Here is a 17,618-nt window from a genome sequence, read left to right on the forward strand (position 1 = left end):
GGTCTTATGAACTCCTTTCTTTCTGATAGCTTCCGAGTAGTTGCGGGTCAGTCGTCGGCTTCGAGCGCTTCGACTGCGACGTCACCACGGAGGTATCGCCGGCCGCGGTCGGTCAACTGGTAGAGGGCGCGGGCCTCGTCGTAGTACTCGACGAGTCGTTCGTCCGAGAGCCGGAGGAGGTGCTCGCGGATAGTCTGTCGTTTCCAGTCGGTGTTGGCCGCGATCACGCCCGGCGTGAGAACGAGCTCGCTCTCGTCCCCGTTCCTGAGCAACTCCAGTACGTCGCGGTCGACCGGTGTCATCCAGGAGGCCAGGGGCGGCTGCATCGTCGTACCGTAATGACGGCAGGCTTAAAATTCGTTCTCATTTCACAGTCGCTTCACGAGATACGACCGGAATTTATGGACGATCGTTGTGGGAACAATTAAGTGTATTACCAACAGGGCTGTAGATACAGTGTGATTCGTCGTCGGGTGGCGTGCCCGGGCGGACCCTGACCGAATTCGATGGACCGAGCAAGCCGACACGCGATGGGGGCGACCCCGTCCGAGTGGCTGGTTGGTTGCGGTATCGACGGCGGGCCGAGTGATATCAGATGACCGAAACCGAATCTAGTACCACGGCCGACGTAACGTACGCGGACCTGAGTGCGTTCCAGCGAGACGTACTCGTCGTCCTGCGACGACTGGAGTCGAGCGAGGAAGACAGCTACGGGCTGGCGATCAAGCGACGGCTCGAAGACCGATACGACGACGACGTGAACCACGGCCGTCTCTACCCGAACCTCGACGAACTCGTCGAGTTCGGCCTCGTCGAGCGCGGGGAGATCGACAAGCGGACGAACCGGTACACGCTGACTGCCGCCGGGCTATCGCTCCTGCAGGCCCACGCCGACGCCCTCGACGAACTCCTTCGTTGACGAGGGAGGTGTCGTCCTCGGCGGTTCGACACCGGGAGTAACTCGTCGAGAGCCCTCTCTCCGACCACGGCTCGATCCAGGCTCACTGTTTCGTGCGTTCGAGCCGCGGTCGAGGACCGCTCACCCGCCGTTGCCGGTTCGGAAGTCGTTCTGCGGTCGGTCTGTCAGTCGTCACCTGGCTGGTGCCCCGACCGCCGTTCGCGGGCCGGCGTCGGCGACTCGGTGTACAGCGAGTACGTGAGGACGCCGAAGCCGATAGCAGTGAACACGCTCTGTACCGTCGCGCTCGCCTCCAGAGGGAGCCCAACGACCTGGTGGAGGGCACCGCCGAGGATGGCTCCCGCCGTGACGAGTCCGATACCGACGGCCAGCGCACGGAGGGCCGGCGATCCCGTCCGTCGATACGCTCTGCCCGACAGCAACGTGAGCGTCCCGCCGAACAGCAGCGTCACCACCTTCGCGGCGGTCAGGAGGGGCATACTCTCGTACATACGACCAACTGCAGTCCGGGGTCCAATATAAACGACCGGGCGTTTCCAGGCTCCGAGAACGCGGTCGGAACGACGACGTTCGGGAACACGTTTATGCCGCGGCTGAAACTATATTCGACAACGGGAGTCGTCTTACGTAGCCGTACGGGGTTACTACCGTCACCGACAGAAGACAATGAATGTGACACGTCGGAATCTGCTCGTCGGGCTGGGTGGCACGGCCGTCGCGGGCGGTATCGGGGTGGCGGTGTACGGTACGGTGGCCGAGGACGGGGACCGGACTCCGTCGGTGCTCGTGGCGGGAAGCCTGCTGAGCGTCGCCTCGCAGGTGTCCGGTGCGACGGTCGAGGCTCACGGGAGCGTCGCCGTGCGCCGGCTGATCCGGGACGGACTCCGCGACCCGGACGGCGTCGCGCTCGCGGATCCGCGTCTGTTCGACGGGATCGCCGATCGGGTGACGGCGTTCGCCACGAACGCACTCGTGATCGCGTACAATCCCGACTCCGCACACGCGGACAGGATCCGCGACGACTGGACGAGCGCCGTCCAGCGGTCGGTCGTCGACGTCGGTCGGACGGACCCCGCGGTCGATCCGCTGGGCTACCGGACGGTGATGGCGCTCGACCTGGCCGCCGAGGCGGGCTTGCTCGACGCCGACCAGACCCTCGACAACGCCCGTATCCTGCCCGAAACCGATCTGTCGAACGTCCTCGAACGGGGCGACCTCGACGCCGCGTTCGTCTACCGCAACATGGCCATCGAGCGCGACCTCCCGTACGTTTCCCTGCCGGACCGGATCGACTTCTCCTCGCCGGACGCGGCCGACAGCTACGCCCGTGCGTCGTACGACCTCGACGACCGGACAGTCCGCGGACGACCGATCCGGTACGCCGCGACGGCGCTCACCGATGCTGGGCAGCCCTGGATCGACCGGCTCACTGGCGGCCGCGAGCGGTTACGGACGGCGGGCTTCGGCGTGCCCGAGTCCTATCCGGAGCGTCACGGTATCGAGTGAGAGAGATCGGGACGGCCGCCGCTAATCGGCTCCGTCCGGGGTCGGTCGACCCCGTAGCGTCAGCATCGACACGTACCCGACGAGCAACCCCGGCCAGTACGTCGTGAGCCGGAAGAGGACGGCGGCCGTCACGGCGGTCGCCAGCTCGACCGGGAAAAAAAGCGTCATCAGCGCCGAGAACGCCACCTCGTAGGTCCCCGATCCGCCCGGCGTCGGCGACAGCGTCGCGATGACCGAGAGGTTCACGATGAGATACAGCGGGACGAAGTCGGGCTCGATACCGATCGACAGGAGGACGAAGTACAACGAGACGATCTGGGCCACGATCGCGAGGTGCGAGACGCCGGCGGTCGTCAGCAGGAAGCGGGGGTCGCTCCCGGCTTCCTGGAACGCGTCTTCGATCCGGTCGACCCGCTCTTGCAGCGACCGGAAGAGGGATTCGGCGCGGTCGAACCGATTCTCGAGAACGCGCAGGAGTCGACTGATGGCGGCACCGAGCGCGTCGTTGTCGGACCACAGCAGGTACGCCAGCAGACCGCCAAGGAACACGATCACCACCGAGAGGATGGTGATGTCGACGAGCAGCCCCTGGATCGACCCGGCGATCCCGAGATACAGGAGGCCACCGAGCGTGAACGTAAAGAAGGGCGTGGCGTTCAGGATGTCGGCCGAGATCACACAGGCCAGGGATCGCTCGTACTCGGTGTCGGTGTTGTCGGAGACGATGTAGGCCATGATCGGCTCCCCGCCGAACTGTCCGAGCGGGGTGATCGAGTTAAGGAAGTGGCCCGTCAGGAACATCCGCACGGTCCGGGAGACCGTCGCGTCGATGCCCATCCGCTGGAAGTACCGGTACCAGACCAGCGCCCAGACCAGCAACGAGGAGAACCCGACGAGGACGGCGATCGCGAACAAGCCGGGGTCGGCGCGGCCGATCGACGAGAGGAACTCGTCGACGTCGGCTAGATAGAGCAAGATCGCGAACAACAGCCCGGTGACACCGAACCAGAGCGCTCCCTTCCGACCGATGTCTATCGGGAGCCCCATCGACACCTCCCGTCTGTATTCCCTGGGGAGCCCGGCCTGTCCGTGGCTCGTCGGCACCGCGGCGTCGGCCCGGGTGGGTTCGGGGTGGCTGTCGCTGCGACGATACGGGCCTCGGCGTGGCCAGTAGGAGCGTGTCCGTCGGTACGGTGTCCCGGCGTTCCCATCGTCTCTGGTTTCGGTTACTTGTAGCCCAGTTCTTCGAGCCGCCGCGTTACCTCTTCGTCCATCTCGTGATCGGGTTCGGCGTCCCCGTCTCGGTCCCCGTCGGACGGCTGCTCCGCCGACGTGATCTCGTCGACCGCCTGCTTGAGGGCGTCCGGGACCGGAACGTCCGTGTCCGTCACGAGATCGTAGGCCTCGTACCGTGCCCGGCCGTCCTCGTCGACCGACTTGACGACCTTCGTCCCGTCGCGCTTGACGTACCTGTACTTCCGGTAGTACTCGTTCCAGCGGTCCCGCGGGATGAACCCGGTGAAGTTCTCCGGGTACTCGATACCGCCTTTTACCGTCTCACTGAAAACCCCCTCGGGACGGGGCGCGATGCCGGCGTAGTAGGGGACTAGTTCGTTGAGCTTCCGCATCTCGATGGGGCGCTCCTCGGTCTCGGGACCCATGTCCGGGTGGTCGACCAGCAACACCGTGTTCACGACCGGTTCGGCGACGGTGAACTGGTGGCCGAACTGCTCGCCGTCCTCACAGAGCGCCTGACCGTGATCCGACAGCAACACGACCACGGTGTCCTCGTCGAGGTCGTTCGCTTCGAGCGCGTCGACGATCCGTCCCACGAGGTCGTCCGTGTAGTCCACGGAGGCGTCGTAGACCCTCCGGAGGGCCTCGTAGTCGATGTCGTCCATCGTGAACATGTCTTTCTGCCGGTGCGGGATGTTCGCGTCGTCGGCCACGCCGTGGCTGTCGGCGTAGGACTTCGGCGGATGGTACGGCTCGTGCGGTTCCATCAGGTTGACGTACAGGAAGAAGTTCTCGTCGTCGCTCCGGCTGCCGAGGTACTCCTCGACCGCCTCGACGGTCTCTTCGGATTTCGTGGAGTCGTCGACGTCGAACAGCCTGAAGACGCGGTCGAGTTGCCGGCCGAGCACGCGACGTGTGCCATCGCCGAGCGCGTTGAACAGTCTCGTTCCGAGCCGCGAGAGCCGGACGCTCACCCGGTTGTCCGCTTTCCCGAGGAAGTTCTCCACGTGATCGAAGTCCTCGGTCATGCCCTTGTGTGGGGTGATCCAGACGTTCGGGGTGATCGCTGCGGTCGAGTGGCCCGCCCGCTCGAACTGGGAGACGAACGTCTCGCCGCCCTGGAAGTAACTCTCGGCGTGGGTCGTCCCGTGTTCCCAGGGGTACTCCCCGGTGAACATCGACGCGTGCGACGGGAGCGTCCAGGGGGCTTGCGTGACGGCGTTCTCGAAGACGACGGCCGAATCCGCGAGTCGCTGCACGTGATCCGTGAAGTCGACGCTCTCGTTGTAGACCGAGAGCCGGTCTTTCCGCAGCGAGTCCAAAACGAGGAACACCACGTTCTTTTTCTCCGTGGCAGTCTCCTCCATGAACATCAGCGAGGTGGGAACGTCATTAGTAACTTTGCTTTCAATCTGGATTCGGCCGGAGACCGTACTCGCTTTATTGGCTGGGATGCGACAGGCCGAGCATGACCGAAAAAGTCGCAATCGTCTACTGGTGTGACGGCGCGGGACACGCGGCCAGGGCCATCCCGGTCGCGCAGGAACTCGAATCCCGCGGTGTCGAGGTCGCGGTCGCCGGCGGCGGCAAGGGTCAGAAGTTCGTCGAGATGAACGGCTTCGAACACCCCGACCTGACGACCGTGACGGTCGAGGGAAGCACGCCGCTCTCCTTCCTGAAGCACACGGCGTTCGACCTGGTGCCGTCCGCGGCCCGGCGGATGCGGGAGGTGTACCGGTGGCTGGAAGACGAGGATCCGGACAAACTGGTGACCGACGACGTGTTCGCGGGGCTGGCGGCCGCCAAACAAGGCATCGAGTTCTACCGGATCGACCACCTCACGACGGACCTGCTGGACCCGCTCTGGCGAGGGCCGCTGATGATCTACAACGAGATCTCGCTGGCCTTCGCCGAGCAGATCGTCGTCACGTCGCTGTGGGCCGACGACCCCGACCCGGAGGGGATCACTCGAGTCGGACCACTCGCCCAGGAAGGCGACCCGACGGACGAGGTGGAACCCTACGACGTGCTCCTCAACCCAGGGACCCACGGGGAGAACTTCGACGCGATCCGTCGGCGACTGGAGGCCGATGGACTCGACGTCAGGTCGGTCGGGGACGACGAGTGGGAGACGAAACCGGCGATGACGCCCTACACGGCGGCCGCGGACGTCGTGGTCTGTACCGGCTTCTCCTCCATCGCGGACACGGTCGTCGCGGGCACCCCCTGCGTGATCTATCCGTTTCTCCCCTTCCAGAAGGCCATCGCGAAGCGGGCCGAGCAGAAGCGTATCGACGGCATCGCGAGAGCCACCTCGGTACGGGAGGCCGTCGACCACGTCCAGCAGTTCCGGACCTCCGGTGAGCGTCCGGACTACGAGAACGGTGCGCCGGCGTTCGTCGACGTGGTCCTCGGCGAGTGACGGCGAGCGCAGGCGACATCGTGTGCCACCGGTGACACCCGGAGCGGGCCGTGGCGGCATAGAACCGAACGTTCGGTCAGTTCTCTCTCCTCTAATTCGTCAGACACAATCACGTGAGCCGGTCAGTTGGCGACGGATGGATGAGTCGTCGTTCTGCTGGGCGGCGTTCGCGCGGACACGGCCACTCGTCGACGCTGGGTACGCGGGCGTCTTGCTCGTCGTGCCCGGCGCGCTGGCGTGGGCGACCGGCGAGGCGTTCGTCTTCCCGAGCCTCGGCCCGACCGCGTACCTGCTGGCGACGGTCCACACGGAACTCCAGACGGGGCGGCGCGTGATCGGCGGCCACCTGATCGGCGTCGTCGCCGGTCTGTCGTCAGCGGCGCGGGTCCGTGGGGAGTCACTTATCCGGTTGCGGACGCGACCCACGCGCATGACGCGGGAACACCTCGAAGCGGCCAACCGGGCACTCCTAGACGCCATCGAAACGCCGCCCGAGACCGGGCTGGAGGACGAACTGGACGATCTGGCGGGACAGCTGTGGTACCTCGCGACCGAGAAGGAGCGCCCGCCGGATCAGGGCCGACTCGAACGCGTCCAGTACCGCCTGACCGTCCTCCGGGAACAGGTCCACGGTCGCCGGAGCGACCTCGTGGCGGTTGCTATCGACGAAATCTGCGCCTGTCGTGAACAGGAACAGGCGGTGGTGTAGCGCCGGGGGCTGCTCAGTTCTCTTCTTCCCGCTCGCGGAGCTCGAACTTCTGGACCTTCCCGGTCGTGGTGCGAGGCAGTTCCTCGACGAACTCGACCTGGCGTGGGTGTTTGTACTCGGCCATGTTCTCGAGGCAGTACTCCTTGATCTCCTCGGGCGTCACGTCGGCGTCGGGCTTGGGGACGACGAAGGCCTTGACCGTCTCGCCGCGGCGTTCGTCCGGGATGCCGACGACGGCGGCGTCGGCCACGTCCGCGTGCTCGAAGAGCAACTCCTCGACCTCACGCGGGTAGACGTTGTACCCGCCCGTGACGATCATGTGTTTCTCCCGGTCGATGACGTAGAAGAAGTCGTCCTCGTCCCAGTAGCCAAGGTCCTCGGTGTGGAACCAGGTCTTTCCGGAAGCGGTTCCCGCTTCCGATGTCCCACTCGCTTCGCTCGCGGGACTGCCGTCGACCTCGGTGAAGGCGTCCTCGTTCGCGCTGGGGCGGCCGTGGTAGCCTTTCATGACGTTCGGGCCGGAGACGACGACCTCGCCGACGATCTCGTCGAGGTCGACTTCCTCCTCGTCGATGGGGCCTTCCTCGACGCGGGGCATCTCCTCGAAGTCCTCGTCGACGATCTTGGCGTCGACGCCGGGGATTGGCTGGCCGATGGAGCCCTTCCGGCGCGCGGCGGGGCGGTTGGCGTGGGTGATCGGACTCGTCTCGGTCAGGCCGTAGCCCTCGTACAGTTCGACGCCGAAGATCTCCTCGAAGCGGTTGATGACCTCGACCGGGCAACTGCTCCCGCCGGAGTTGACGAAGCGCAGGCTGGAGAAGTCGTAGTCGCCGGCGTCGGGGTGGTTGATGATGTCGTTGTACATCGCCGGCACTCCGTGCATGATGGTCAACTGCTCGGACTGGATCAGGCCCATGGCGGTCTCGGCGTCCCACTCGGGTAGCGGGTAGTACGTCGAGCCGTTGTAGAGACCGGCGTTCATCACGACGGTCATGCCGTAGATGTGGAACAGGGGGAGGACGCCGAGCAGTTTGTCCTCGGGGCCGTAGTCCTCCTCCATCACGTCACCGGCGTGGCGGGTCATCCAGCCGAGGTTGCGGTGTGTCAGGAGGACGCCTTTCGGCGTGCCCGTGGTCCCGCTTGTGTAGGGCTGTGCGGCCACGTCGTCGTCGTCGCGCTCGACGGTCTCCATCGGCTCGTCGGCGAGGAAGGCGTCGAATTCCGTCGCGCCCTCGGCCTCACCGCCGACGCTGACGATCTGGGAGACGTCGGTGTCGTCCTGCACTTCCCGGACGAACGGCACCAGATCCGAGAGCGCGACGACGGCTTTGGCCTCGCTGTCCTCGAGCATGTGGCTGATCTCGCGGGCCTTGTACTGGGGGTTCATCGGCACGACGGCCCCGCCGGCCCGGAGGACGCCGTAGTAGGAGGTGACGAACTGCGGCAGGTTCGGGAGGTACACGCCCACACGGTCGCCGGGCTCGACGCCCGCGTCACGGAGTGCGGCCGCCAGTTGCCCGGTCCGGTGCCAGAACGCCTCGTAGGAGATGTCCGTGTCCTGGAACGAGATAGCGGTCTGTTCGGGGTATTCTGCGACCGTCTCGGCCACGTCGTTTACGAGGTTTGTCATCACTCACCACCAACGGCTGACGTGATTAAAATAGTTGTCTTATCCTCCACCATCGTTTCCCGATTTCGTGGTAACGTCTAACATCGGTGCCGATGGTCGCGGTGGAGCTTACAACGGAAGCGCCATCGCGGGCGAGGAGCGCTATCCGCCCAGGTACGACTCGCGGATGTAGTCGTCGTCGCGGAGTTCTTCGGGGGATCCCTGCCGGACGACCTCGCCGTTCTCCAGCAGGTTGATCCGGTCGGCGTGGTTCATCGCGAAGGTGACGTTCTGCTCACAGAGCAGGATAGTGACGCCTTCCTCCTGGATGCGGTCGATCCCCTCGCTGATGTCGTCGAGGATGACCGGCGCGAGCCCGAGGGTCGGTTCGTCGAGCACCAGCAATTCGGGGTCGCTCATCAGCGCGCGGCCGATGGCGAGCATCTGCTGTTCACCGCCCGACATCGTGTGGGCGTGCTGGTCCTTGCGCTCTTCGAGCGTCGGGAACAGGTCGTAGACGAACTCGAGACGCTCCTCGTAGTCGCCCCGGACGTACGTGCCCAGGTCGAGGTTGTCCTCGACGGACATGAACCCGAACAGGTCCCGCTTCTCGGTACACTGGATGAGGCCACGCCCGACGAGCCCTTCGGGATCGGTCCCGCTGACCTCCTCACCCCGGTAGGTGATCGATCCGTCGTAGGGGAGAAAGCCGGAGATAGAGTTGGCCAGCGTCGACTTGCCCGCGCCGTTGGGACCGATGACGGAGATCAACTCGCCGCTGCCGATCTCCAGGTCGACGCCGTTGAGCGCCTGCACCTTCCCGTAGGAGACGTGGACGTCGTCGATGGAGAGGATCCGCTCGCCACTGACACTGGAGCCGACCGCCGCACCGGCGGCCCCCTCGGCGTCGGAACTCATTCGAGACCACCTCCGAGATACGCCTCCTGAACCTCCGGATTGTTCGTAATCTCGTCGGGCGAGCCCTCAGCGAGCAGCGACCCGAAGTTGATCACGATGGCCCGGTCGATCAGTTGCAGGAGGCCACGCATGTTGTGGTCGACGACGACGAGGGTCATGCCCTCGTCGCGCAGTTCGAGCAAGAGATCGGAGACGCTCTCGACCTCCGGCCCGGAGAGGCCGGCGAAGGGCTCGTCGACCAGCAAGAGATCGGGGTCGGTCCCCAGCGCCCGGCCGAGTTCCAGCCGGAGCATCCCCGCGTGGGGGAGTTCCGCGGGCGTCTGGTGTAGTCGGTCGCCGAGACCGACGCGTTCACAGATCGCCCGTGCCTCCTCGTGGAATTCACCGAGCAGCCCGTCCATCGTGACGAGGTTGTCGTTCATCATCGAGAGCGCGACGTTTTTCAGCACGCTCCGGTCTTCGAGGGGCGCGAACGACTGGAAGGTTCGCGCCATCCCGCGTTTGACCATCTCGTGGGGCGGGGTCCCGGTGACCTCTTCGCCCTTGTACCAGACGGTGCCGGCGGTCGGGGGGTACGTGCCCGTCACGCAGTTGAACGTCGTCGACTTGCCCGCGCCGTTGGGACCGATGAAGCCCAGGATCTCCTGTTCCTGCACCGCGAAGGAGAGGTCGTCGACGGCCACGAGGCCACCGAACTCCTTGCGCAGGCCGTCGACGGCGAGGATGCCGTCGTCGGGACTGATCTCGTCGTCGACCGTCGCGGTCGCCGCTTCCTCTGCCGTCGTGTCGGCGCTCATTCGTCGTCACCTCCGAACATGTTGTCGTAGTACTCCTGATATCGTTCCATAGTCTGTGCGACCGGATTCGTGCCGGTGTCCTCCGGGGACTGGCCACCGTCGGCCGCCATCCCTTCTTTCCCACCGTCGCGGCCGGTCGCGCGCCGGCCCAGCGCGATGCCCCAGCGGAGGACACCGCCGGGGAAGATGTTCAGCAGGAACAGCGTCACGATGGCGAACAGGAAGAAGGACATCTCCGAGATGGACTTCCCGATCACCGGGACGGTGAACTCGACGAGGTTGAGATAGTCGGGCAACATGGCGACGAACAGACCGCCGACCGCAGCGCCGACGATAGTCCCCATCCCACCCAGCACGGCCGCGATGATGACCTCGACGTTGACGATGACCGACATCAACTCCGAGGGAGTCGGCGAACCGACCGGCGTGTGGACGTACACCGCGCCGGCGAGGCCGCCGATCGCGCCGCTGAGGACGAACGCGAAGATCTTGAACTTCGCCTTGCTCAGCCCCGCGGCCGACACGGCGTCTTCGTCCTCGCGGATCGCGGTGAGGATCGATCCCGTGTTCGAGCGCGTGAGCGCCCACAGCAGGGCGAACACGGCGACGAACAGCCCGAGTGCGAGGAAGTAGTTGCTCACGAAGCCCAGCCCCACGAGATTCTCGGGATTGCTGAGCCCCTGTTCACCGCCGAAGATGTCGCTCATGAAGATGAACAGCTGGAGCAGGATCAGCGGTGCGACCAGCGTCACCAGCGACAGGTACGGGCCCTCGACGCGCAGGGCCGGCACGCCGATCATGACGCCGGCCACCGCGGCCAGCAGGACGCCACCGAGGACGGAGACCCACGGCGAGAGTCCGTGCCCCATGTTCAACATCGCCGAGGTGTAGCCCCCGACGGCGAAAAACAGGCCGTGCCCGAAGCTGATCTCGCCGGTGTAGCCGGAGACGGCGTCCCAGCTCATCGCGAACATGGCGAAAAACAGTGCGGCCGCCACGTTGTACAGCCCGAGTTCCCAGGAGCTGGCCGGCAGGATCATCACCACGAACTGCCCGACGACCGGTAGCGAGACCAGCAGCGGGAGCGCGATCAGGAAAGCGAGTCCGAACACGCCGATCTTCTGTCGCAGCGGCAGTCCGAGCGGGTTCAGTTGCCCGAGTAGCAGGCGTAGTCGAGATTTTGAGTTGTCAGTCATGGTATCACTCCGCGAACTCCCGGCCGAAGAGGCCTTCAGGTTTCACCAGTAGGACGACCACGAGGACGACGAGCGGGGCCAGCCCCTGGAGGCTGGACGAGACGAGGTTCGTCGTCGCGATCTCGAGGAAGCCGATGAGGTACGCGCCGATGACGCTCCCCCGGATCGAGCCGATACCGCCGACCACGACGATGGAGAAAGACAGCACCAGTTGTGCCTGCCCCATCGCGAAACTGGCGGTCAACCACGACCCAAGGAAGAGGCCGGCGATGCCGGCGAACGCGCCCGCGATAATCCAGGTGATCAGGTTGATGCGACTGCTCTTGATGCCGACCAGCGACGCGCCCTTGTGGCTCATGCTGACCGCCAGGATGCCTTTCCCGGTCTTCGTGTAGTTGACGAAGAGGAACAGGAGGCCGATGATGATCCAGGAGACGACGAACATCACGCCCAGCAGGTTCTGGAACGTGGCGCCGGCGATCGAGAACTGGCCCTCGATGAGTTGTGGGAGCGACCGGTTGGTCGTCCCCTCGAAGACGACGATGGCCTGTTCGATGACGACGCTCACCACGAGCGTCGTGATCATCACCATGATCGGCTCCTCTTCGAGCCGCTTGACCATGCCGAGATACAGCAGGCCGGCGAACAACGCCGGGATCGCGACAGAGGCCAAGATTGCTCCGGGAATACCGAGACCGAGTTGCCCGGCGTAGTACGCCGAGAACGCGCCCATCGTGATCGTGGCCCCGTGGGCGAGATTCAGGACACCCCCGACGCCGAAGATGAGGGTAAATCCGATGGCGATCAGCGCATACAGAGCGCTGATCATTGCCGCCTGTACGATGATTGTGAGTGCGACTGATAGAGTTGCCATGTGTGAAATATGAACTGAAAAAGTTAGTCCGCGTTACACCCAGGGCGGGGCCTGGTAGTCGGCGCTCGAGACGTAGCTTGGGTGCAGGACTTCTTGCGTCCCGCTCCCGTCGGTTTCCTGCCACTGCTGGAAGACGGGGTTGACGCCCTCTTCGGGCGAACTGTCGGTCGAGAAGTTGTACTTGATGTCGTGTGCGAACTCGTGGTCCTTGCCGTAGTAGTCGAGGCTACCCGCGGTGCCCGTGAAGGAACTCTCTTCGAGGCCCGTGACGACCTCGTCGGAGTTGACCGTGCCGAGCTCGGTCGCGACGTTCGCCCACTGCATGATCGCGTCGTAGGTGATGTAGCCAGTGTAGACCGGGAACGAATCGTACGCGCTGTTGTAGTCCTCGACGTACGGCAGCGTCTTGTCGGTGAGGTCGCTCTGTGGCGTCGCCGTGTTCTGCGTGACCGTGAAGCGGCAGGCACCGTTGGTCATCCCGTAGTAGGCCGGGAGCTGTGAGAGGACGTGGATCCCACCGAACTCGAACGGCCGCTGGTCCTGTGCCCACTGGACGATCGCCGGGGTCCCGGTGTGGGCCATCGCCACGAAGGCCGCGTCGGCACCGGAATCCTCCACGGAGTCGTAGATCGGACCGAAGTTCTGGGTCCCCGAGGCGTAGCGTTCCTCCATCGCGACTTCGACGTCGAGGTCGCCGATGTGGTCTTCGATCGCCTGCTGGACCGGGTTGGTCCACTCGTAGTTCTCGACCAGTATCGCCACCGACTCCCAACCGAGGTCGTCGCCTTTCGCCTCGAGGAAGTCGACCATGTTCTGTCCCAGGTGATACCCGTTGATCGGGCCGCTCCGGAAGTGGTACTTGTACTTGTCGTAGTTCTCGTTGACCTGGTTGCTGGCCTTCGGGGAGGCCGCGCCGGTCGTCATGTGGACAGTCTTCTGCTGTGCGATGGGGTCCATCAGCTGCAGCAGAACCTCGCTCGTGAACACACCCGTCGTCATGTGCGCGCCTTCGTCGAGCGTGAGTTCACGATAGCGCTGCCGCCCCGTCGAGGGGCTCTCCTCGGTGTTCTTGATCGAGACCGAGACGTTGTCCGCGTCGCCCAGCACGTCGCCGCTGTTGTTGATCTTCTGGGCCGCCAGCTCCGCCGAGTTGGCGATCGCCGCACCGATCGGGTTGTTCTCCGGTGCCGGGGCGAGTACCCCCAGCGTCACCTCGCTCGGGATCCCTTCGGACGAGCCCCCGGGACCACCGCCGAGACAACCCGCGAGCCCCGTCGCGGCCGCCCCAACACCGGCCGCCTGAATGAACCGACGGCGGTTAAGCTTCGATTTATTTCCATTGTATTCGTCCCCAATTTCTTTGCTACCATTGGCGCCTCCTGCACCGCTGGTACTTCCATCGTTAACCATGGTGTCTGTCCCCACATTGTAAACGAGGGTAATAAATGTTCGTGGCGTTTGTTGACGGTGCAACAGGAAACCGGAACCTAATATAAAAGGCCTGCTATTACCGGCCTTCAAAATCGGGGTCCCGACCCTCCATGAACGCCGTCGCACCCTCCTCGTGGTCGTGTGTTTCGAAGACCTGCGCCTGGCCCGCGGCCTCGTTTGTCATGGCCTGATCGAGGTCGCTGTTGAGGCCCTGGCGGATGAGACGCTTCGAGGTTTTCAGCGCGACCGTCGGGCCGGTCGCGATCCGATCGACGTACTCGGCGGCTTCGTCCTCGAATTCGTCGTCGTCGTAGACCTGGGTGAACAGGCCGACCTCGTGGGCTTCCTCGGCGTCGAGCATCTCGCCGGTGAGGACGAGTTCCTGGGCCTTGTTCTGACCGACGATCCGGGGCAGGAAGTACGAGGTTCCGGTGTCGACTGCCAGCCCGACCTGCCGGAACCCGAAACTGATCCGGGAACTCTCGCTGGCGATCTGTACGTCACACGCGATGGCCAGGTTCGCGCCCGCCCCGAAACAGGTGCCGTCGATCTCGGCGATCACCGGCAGTTCACACTCGTGGACCCGGGTGAGGGCCTCCGAGGTGTGGTTGATGTTCTGGACTTTCTCGTAGGGCGCGACTTCCCCGTGGAGCCCTTCCAGCATGGCGTTGATGTCGCCGCCGGCGGAGAAGGACCCGCCGGAGCCCGTGACGACGACACAGCGGGCGTCGGACTCGTCGACTTCGTCCATGGCGTCGACGATGCCCTCGGCCACGTCGCCCGTCAGGGCGTTTCGCATGTCCGGTTCGTTCAGCGTCACTGTCGCGATGCCGTCCTCGACGTCGAAAAGTACGGATTCGTCCGACATACTACGACCCATGTCGGCCCACCCGTTCAAAAAATTTCCCCATCGGCTACCAGTGGTTTCTCACTGGCATCTTTCCCTAACATTGTAATTTCGGGGGTCGGAGCGGTGGACACGGCTACCGGCTCGTCCAGCCACCGTCGACCGACAGCACCGAGCCGGTAACGTAGCTCGCGGCGTCGCTGGCCAGGAAGACGGCCGGGCCGGCGATCTCGTCGGGGTCGGCGAACCGTTCCAGCGGTGTCCGGTCCAGCAGCGACTGACGGATGTCCTCGTTTTCCATCGCCTCCTCGATGAGGTCCGTGGCGACGTAGCCGGGCGCGATGGCGTTGACCCGGACCTCGGGTGCCCAGTCCAGCGCCATACTCTTTGTCAGGCCCACCAGTCCGTGTTTGGAGGCGACGTAGGGGTGCTGGCGAGGGAGTCCGACCAGGCCACCGACGCTGGCGACGTTGATGAGACTCCCACCGCCATCCACCAGGTACTCCGCGCTCGCCTGCGCACACGCGAAGGCCCCGCGGAGATTCACGTCGACAGTGGAGTCGAAGCCGTCGTCCAGGTCGACCCGTTCGGGCCGACCGAGCGCCGGGTCGGGGTTGACGCCGGCGTTGTTGACCACCACGTCCACGCCGCCGAAGGCGTCGACCGCCTCCTCGAACAGGGCCTCGACGCTGTCCTCGTCGGTCACGTCCACCGTCGCGGCCCGGGCCTCGCCGCCGGCCTCGCGGATGGTCTCCGCCACAGTCTCGACGTCCCCGCGTGTGCGGGCCGCCGGGACCACCGCCGCGCCCGCGCCAGCCAGCCCTTCGGCGATGGCGCGTCCGATGCCGCGGCTCCCGCCAGTGACCACTGCGACACGTCCCGAGAGGTCGAACTCGTCGTGCATACCCTGGGCTTCGACACCGTCCCGAAAAGGGTTTGTGTCGTTATTCGTGGATACCGACAGGTCCACGTCGGCCGTTCCGGCGCCTGGGAGTGCTCAGAACCCACGTGGCTCCGTCCTAAATATCAGCCGTCACTGAGATGCACGAAAGCCAGCCCTTTTTTCGTGGCTCCCGCAAGCAACGCACCGATGTCCCCGAACACGAACCGCAGACGTTTCATCAAGCTCGCCGGAACCGGGACGGCACTCTCGCTCGCCGGTTGTAACGCCCTCCAGTCGGACGGGACGCCGACAGACGGGACGGCGACGGCAGACGACGACGGACAGGCGTCGGGGAGCGCGACGGTGGCGCTCCAGATCCAGCTCGGGCAGGAGGCCCAGCGACAACTCCAGCAACAGCAGATCCAGATCCAGTCGCAGGTACAGAGCGGTGACCTCAGCCGGTCGGAAGCCCAGTCACAGATCCGGAGTACCCAGGAGGAGCTGTACGGCGAGGCCATCGCCTCGTTCGAGTCCGGGGTCGCGGACGACTCGAACCTCACCGTCGAGGACTCCGTCGAAGCGTTCGGCGTGTTGCTCGTCTCGGGCACCCCGGAGGCCCTGATCGACACGCTCTCGATGGAGTCGGTCGGTTCGCTGTACGCCGAATCCACGTTCGAGCAGGCCAAGGCCCAGGCCCAGGGACAGACGCAGGTGACCCCAAACGAGACGACTGGAACGCCCGCCGAGTGAGGGGCACGGCGCGTGTCGGCGTGTCGCGTGCCCCACTGGTTGGGCGGGGGCTTTTGGACGGAGCCGTCCCTACAGATGGTATGCGCATCCACTGGCACCGGCGGGATTTGCGGGGCGCGGACAACGCGGGGCTTCGGGCGGCCGCGACCGCCACAGCCGACGACGAGACCCCCGGCGTCGTCCCCGTGTTCGTCTTCGACCGCGACGTACTCGCCCACGCCGGCCCGCCCCGGGTCGCGTTCATGCTCGACGCCCTCGACTCCCTCCGCGAGTGGTACCGGGACCGGGGGAGCGACCTGCTCGTGCGGGAGGGCGACCCCCGCGAGGTCCTCCCCGCCGTCGCCGCCGAGTTCGACGCCGAGGGCGTCACCTGGTGCAAGGACTACTCCGGGTTGGCGGCCGAACGCGACGCCGCGGTCCGGCAGGCCCTGGCCGACGACGACGTGACACGCGAGAGTGTCCACGATGCCATCTTCCACGAACCCGGTGCGATCACCACGAACGACGGCGACCCCTACCAGGTGTTCACATACTTCTCGAAGAAGTGGCACGACCGGCGCAAGCCCGACCCCTTCGACGCCCCATCCGGCGACGAGTTGGCCGACGTGACCGACGACGAACCCCTGCCGTCGCTGGCCGATCTGGGATTCGACGACCCCGAAGCCGACGTCCCGGCCGCGAGTCCCGCGGCCGCACGCGACCGACTGGTCGAGTTCTGTAACGGACCGATCTACCGCTACGGTGAGCGCCGCGACTACCCCGCCGACGAGTGTACGTCCCGGCTCTCGGCGCACCTCAAGTGGGGCACGATCGGCATTCGGGAGGTGTACCAGGAGACCGAGGCCGCGAAGTTCGAGGTCGCCGAGGGGAGCGACGAGGCCGAATCCGTCTCCGAGTTCCAGGACCAGCTGGCCTGGCGGGAGTTCTACACGCAGGTCCTCTTCTACAACCCCGAGGTGGTCACGGAGAACTACAAGACGTACGAACGGGCCATCGACTGGCGCGACGACCCCGAGGCGCTCCAGGCCTGGAAGGACGGCGAGACGGGCTACCCTATCGTCGACGCCGGAATGCGCCAGTTGCGCCAAGAGGCGTACATGCACAACCGCGTGCGCATGATCGTCGCCTCCTTCTTGACGAAGGACCTGCTGCTGGACTGGCGACACGGCTACGACTGGTTCCGCCGGAAACTGGTCGACCACGACACGGCCAACGACAACGGTGGCTGGCAGTGGGCCGCCTCGACCGGGACCGACGCCCAGCCGTACTTCCGGATCTTCAACCCGACGACACAGGGAGAACGTTACGACCCCGACGCGGAGTACATCACGACCTACGTGCCGGAACTGCGCGGCGTCGACCCGGACCTGATCCACGACTGGCCCAGCCTCTCGCTGACCCAGCGCCAGCAGGTCGCACCGGAGTACCCGGCACCCGTCGTGGACCACGGTGAACGGCGCGAGCAGGCCATCGAGATGTTCGAGTACGCTCGCGGGGACGCCTGAATGCCGGGACGGGGCG

The 17,618-nt window shown here is 65.3% G+C and carries 18 protein-coding genes; 6 read left to right on the plus strand and 12 right to left on the minus strand.

Annotated features, from left to right (window positions below):
* Positions 1-47: 47 nt before the first annotated feature.
* Entirely contained in the window at positions 48-326 is a 279-nt protein-coding gene (locus EAF64_RS10600) for a MarR family transcriptional regulator (protein ID WP_227738940.1), read from the minus strand.
* A 269-nt stretch (positions 327-595) separates the two neighbouring features.
* Here EAF64_RS10600 and EAF64_RS10605 point away from each other — a divergent pair, with 269 nt between their 5' ends.
* Positions 596-919 (plus strand): PadR family transcriptional regulator, encoded by a 324-nt coding sequence (locus tag EAF64_RS10605; RefSeq protein ID WP_129068955.1) that lies wholly within the window; start codon positions 596-598, stop codon positions 917-919.
* A gap of 164 nt (positions 920-1,083) precedes the next feature.
* On the opposite strand, the gene EAF64_RS10610 is transcribed toward EAF64_RS10605, so the two are convergent.
* Positions 1,084-1,410, minus strand: coding sequence for a DUF7521 family protein (locus tag EAF64_RS10610; RefSeq protein ID WP_129068956.1), 327 nt, complete (start codon positions 1,408-1,410; stop codon positions 1,084-1,086).
* Positions 1,411-1,591: 181 nt separating this feature from the next.
* Between EAF64_RS10610 and EAF64_RS10615 the strand changes: the two genes are divergently transcribed.
* Positions 1,592-2,425: an extracellular solute-binding protein gene (locus tag EAF64_RS10615; protein WP_193767646.1), complete on the plus strand. Its 834-nt coding sequence runs from the start codon at positions 1,592-1,594 to the stop codon at positions 2,423-2,425.
* A 21-nt stretch (positions 2,426-2,446) separates the two neighbouring features.
* Here EAF64_RS10615 and EAF64_RS10620 read toward each other — a convergent pair whose 3' ends face one another.
* A complete protein-coding gene (locus EAF64_RS10620; protein ID WP_129068958.1) occupies positions 2,447-3,472 on the minus strand; it encodes a lysylphosphatidylglycerol synthase transmembrane domain-containing protein in 1,026 nt (341 codons plus the stop codon).
* 179 nt (positions 3,473-3,651) lie between these two features.
* Positions 3,652-5,028 carry a sulfatase gene (locus EAF64_RS10625; protein WP_193767647.1) on the minus strand — a complete coding sequence of 459 codons (1,377 nt, stop codon included), beginning with the start codon at positions 5,026-5,028 and terminating at the stop codon, positions 3,652-3,654.
* Positions 5,029-5,129: 101 nt separating this feature from the next.
* On the opposite strand from EAF64_RS10625, the gene EAF64_RS10630 reads away from it, so the two are divergent.
* Both EAF64_RS10630 and EAF64_RS21400 read left to right on the plus strand, forming a co-directional pair.
* Positions 5,130-6,083: a glycosyltransferase gene (locus EAF64_RS10630; RefSeq protein ID WP_129068960.1), complete on the plus strand. Its 954-nt coding sequence runs from the start codon at positions 5,130-5,132 to the stop codon at positions 6,081-6,083.
* Positions 6,084-6,219: 136 nt separating this feature from the next.
* Positions 6,220-6,792 (plus strand): HPP family protein, encoded by a 573-nt coding sequence (locus tag EAF64_RS21400; RefSeq protein WP_227738941.1) that lies wholly within the window; start codon positions 6,220-6,222, stop codon positions 6,790-6,792.
* Between the two features lie 13 nt (positions 6,793-6,805).
* Here the strand turns inward: EAF64_RS21400 and EAF64_RS10640 are convergent, their stop codons facing one another.
* The 8 genes from EAF64_RS10640 to EAF64_RS10675 form a co-directional block, all read right to left on the minus strand.
* Positions 6,806-8,422, minus strand: a complete 1,617-nt coding sequence (locus EAF64_RS10640; protein WP_129068961.1) for a long-chain-fatty-acid--CoA ligase — start codon at positions 8,420-8,422, stop codon at positions 6,806-6,808.
* A 141-nt stretch (positions 8,423-8,563) separates the two neighbouring features.
* Positions 8,564-9,319 (minus strand): ABC transporter ATP-binding protein, encoded by a 756-nt coding sequence (locus EAF64_RS10645; RefSeq protein WP_129068962.1) that lies wholly within the window; start codon positions 9,317-9,319, stop codon positions 8,564-8,566.
* Positions 9,316-10,116, minus strand: coding sequence for an ABC transporter ATP-binding protein (locus tag EAF64_RS10650; RefSeq protein WP_129068963.1), 801 nt, complete (start codon positions 10,114-10,116; stop codon positions 9,316-9,318). The genes EAF64_RS10645 and EAF64_RS10650 overlap by 4 nt, the downstream gene beginning before the upstream one ends.
* Complete coding sequence (locus tag EAF64_RS10655; protein WP_227738942.1) at positions 10,113-11,312, minus strand: branched-chain amino acid ABC transporter permease; 1,200 nt, start codon at positions 11,310-11,312, stop codon at positions 10,113-10,115. The genes EAF64_RS10650 and EAF64_RS10655 overlap by 4 nt, the downstream gene beginning before the upstream one ends.
* Before the next feature lie 4 nt (positions 11,313-11,316).
* The gene (locus EAF64_RS10660) at positions 11,317-12,186 is read right to left on the minus strand and encodes a branched-chain amino acid ABC transporter permease (RefSeq protein WP_129068964.1); all 870 of its coding nucleotides are present in this window, start codon (positions 12,184-12,186) and stop codon (positions 11,317-11,319) included.
* Between the two features lie 33 nt (positions 12,187-12,219).
* Positions 12,220-13,596 carry an ABC transporter substrate-binding protein gene (locus EAF64_RS10665; protein ID WP_129068965.1) on the minus strand — a complete coding sequence of 459 codons (1,377 nt, stop codon included), beginning with the start codon at positions 13,594-13,596 and terminating at the stop codon, positions 12,220-12,222.
* A gap of 97 nt (positions 13,597-13,693) precedes the next feature.
* Entirely contained in the window at positions 13,694-14,485 is a 792-nt protein-coding gene (locus EAF64_RS10670; RefSeq protein WP_129068966.1) for an enoyl-CoA hydratase/isomerase family protein, read from the minus strand.
* Between the two features lie 115 nt (positions 14,486-14,600).
* Positions 14,601-15,368: an SDR family NAD(P)-dependent oxidoreductase gene (locus EAF64_RS10675; protein WP_129068967.1), complete on the minus strand. Its 768-nt coding sequence runs from the start codon at positions 15,366-15,368 to the stop codon at positions 14,601-14,603.
* A gap of 186 nt (positions 15,369-15,554) precedes the next feature.
* Here EAF64_RS10675 and EAF64_RS10680 point away from each other — a divergent pair, with 186 nt between their 5' ends.
* On the plus strand, positions 15,555-16,097 hold the full coding sequence (locus EAF64_RS10680) for a hypothetical protein (protein WP_129068968.1): 543 nt from the start codon (positions 15,555-15,557) through the stop codon (positions 16,095-16,097).
* 80 nt (positions 16,098-16,177) lie between these two features.
* Positions 16,178-17,602, plus strand: coding sequence for a cryptochrome/photolyase family protein (locus tag EAF64_RS10685; RefSeq protein ID WP_129068969.1), 1,425 nt, complete (start codon positions 16,178-16,180; stop codon positions 17,600-17,602).
* Positions 17,603-17,618: the final 16 nt, after the last annotated feature.

The sequence above is a fragment of the Halorientalis pallida genome (assembly GCF_004118325.1).
Taxonomy (GTDB): domain Archaea; phylum Halobacteriota; class Halobacteria; order Halobacteriales; family Haloarculaceae; genus Halorientalis; species Halorientalis pallida.

What these genes read in the sequence shown, in the direction of transcription:
- EAF64_RS10600 (WP_227738940.1), bottom strand. Translation starts at nt 326, where the DNA reads ATGCAGCCGCCCCTGGCCTCCTGGATGACACCGGTCGACCGCGACGTA.
- EAF64_RS10605 (WP_129068955.1), top strand. Translation starts at nt 596, where the DNA reads ATGACCGAAACCGAATCTAGTACCACGGCCGACGTAACGTACGCGGAC.
- EAF64_RS10610 (WP_129068956.1), bottom strand. Translation starts at nt 1,410, where the DNA reads ATGTACGAGAGTATGCCCCTCCTGACCGCCGCGAAGGTGGTGACGCTG.
- EAF64_RS10620 (WP_129068958.1), bottom strand. Translation starts at nt 3,472, where the DNA reads ATGGGGCTCCCGATAGACATCGGTCGGAAGGGAGCGCTCTGGTTCGGT.
- EAF64_RS10625 (WP_193767647.1), bottom strand. Translation starts at nt 5,028, where the DNA reads ATGGAGGAGACTGCCACGGAGAAAAAGAACGTGGTGTTCCTCGTTTTG.
- EAF64_RS10630 (WP_129068960.1), top strand. Translation starts at nt 5,130, where the DNA reads ATGACCGAAAAAGTCGCAATCGTCTACTGGTGTGACGGCGCGGGACAC.
- EAF64_RS21400 (WP_227738941.1), top strand. Translation starts at nt 6,220, where the DNA reads ATGGATGAGTCGTCGTTCTGCTGGGCGGCGTTCGCGCGGACACGGCCA.
- EAF64_RS10640 (WP_129068961.1), bottom strand. Translation starts at nt 8,422, where the DNA reads ATGACAAACCTCGTAAACGACGTGGCCGAGACGGTCGCAGAATACCCC.
- EAF64_RS10645 (WP_129068962.1), bottom strand. Translation starts at nt 9,319, where the DNA reads ATGAGTTCCGACGCCGAGGGGGCCGCCGGTGCGGCGGTCGGCTCCAGT.
- EAF64_RS10650 (WP_129068963.1), bottom strand. Translation starts at nt 10,116, where the DNA reads ATGAGCGCCGACACGACGGCAGAGGAAGCGGCGACCGCGACGGTCGAC.
- EAF64_RS10655 (WP_227738942.1), bottom strand. Translation starts at nt 11,312, where the DNA reads ATGACTGACAACTCAAAATCTCGACTACGCCTGCTACTCGGGCAACTG.
- EAF64_RS10660 (WP_129068964.1), bottom strand. Translation starts at nt 12,186, where the DNA reads ATGGCAACTCTATCAGTCGCACTCACAATCATCGTACAGGCGGCAATG.
- EAF64_RS10665 (WP_129068965.1), bottom strand. Translation starts at nt 13,596, where the DNA reads ATGGTTAACGATGGAAGTACCAGCGGTGCAGGAGGCGCCAATGGTAGC.
- EAF64_RS10670 (WP_129068966.1), bottom strand. Translation starts at nt 14,485, where the DNA reads ATGTCGGACGAATCCGTACTTTTCGACGTCGAGGACGGCATCGCGACA.
- EAF64_RS10675 (WP_129068967.1), bottom strand. Translation starts at nt 15,368, where the DNA reads ATGCACGACGAGTTCGACCTCTCGGGACGTGTCGCAGTGGTCACTGGC.
- EAF64_RS10680 (WP_129068968.1), top strand. Translation starts at nt 15,555, where the DNA reads ATGTCCCCGAACACGAACCGCAGACGTTTCATCAAGCTCGCCGGAACC.
- EAF64_RS10685 (WP_129068969.1), top strand. Translation starts at nt 16,178, where the DNA reads ATGCGCATCCACTGGCACCGGCGGGATTTGCGGGGCGCGGACAACGCG.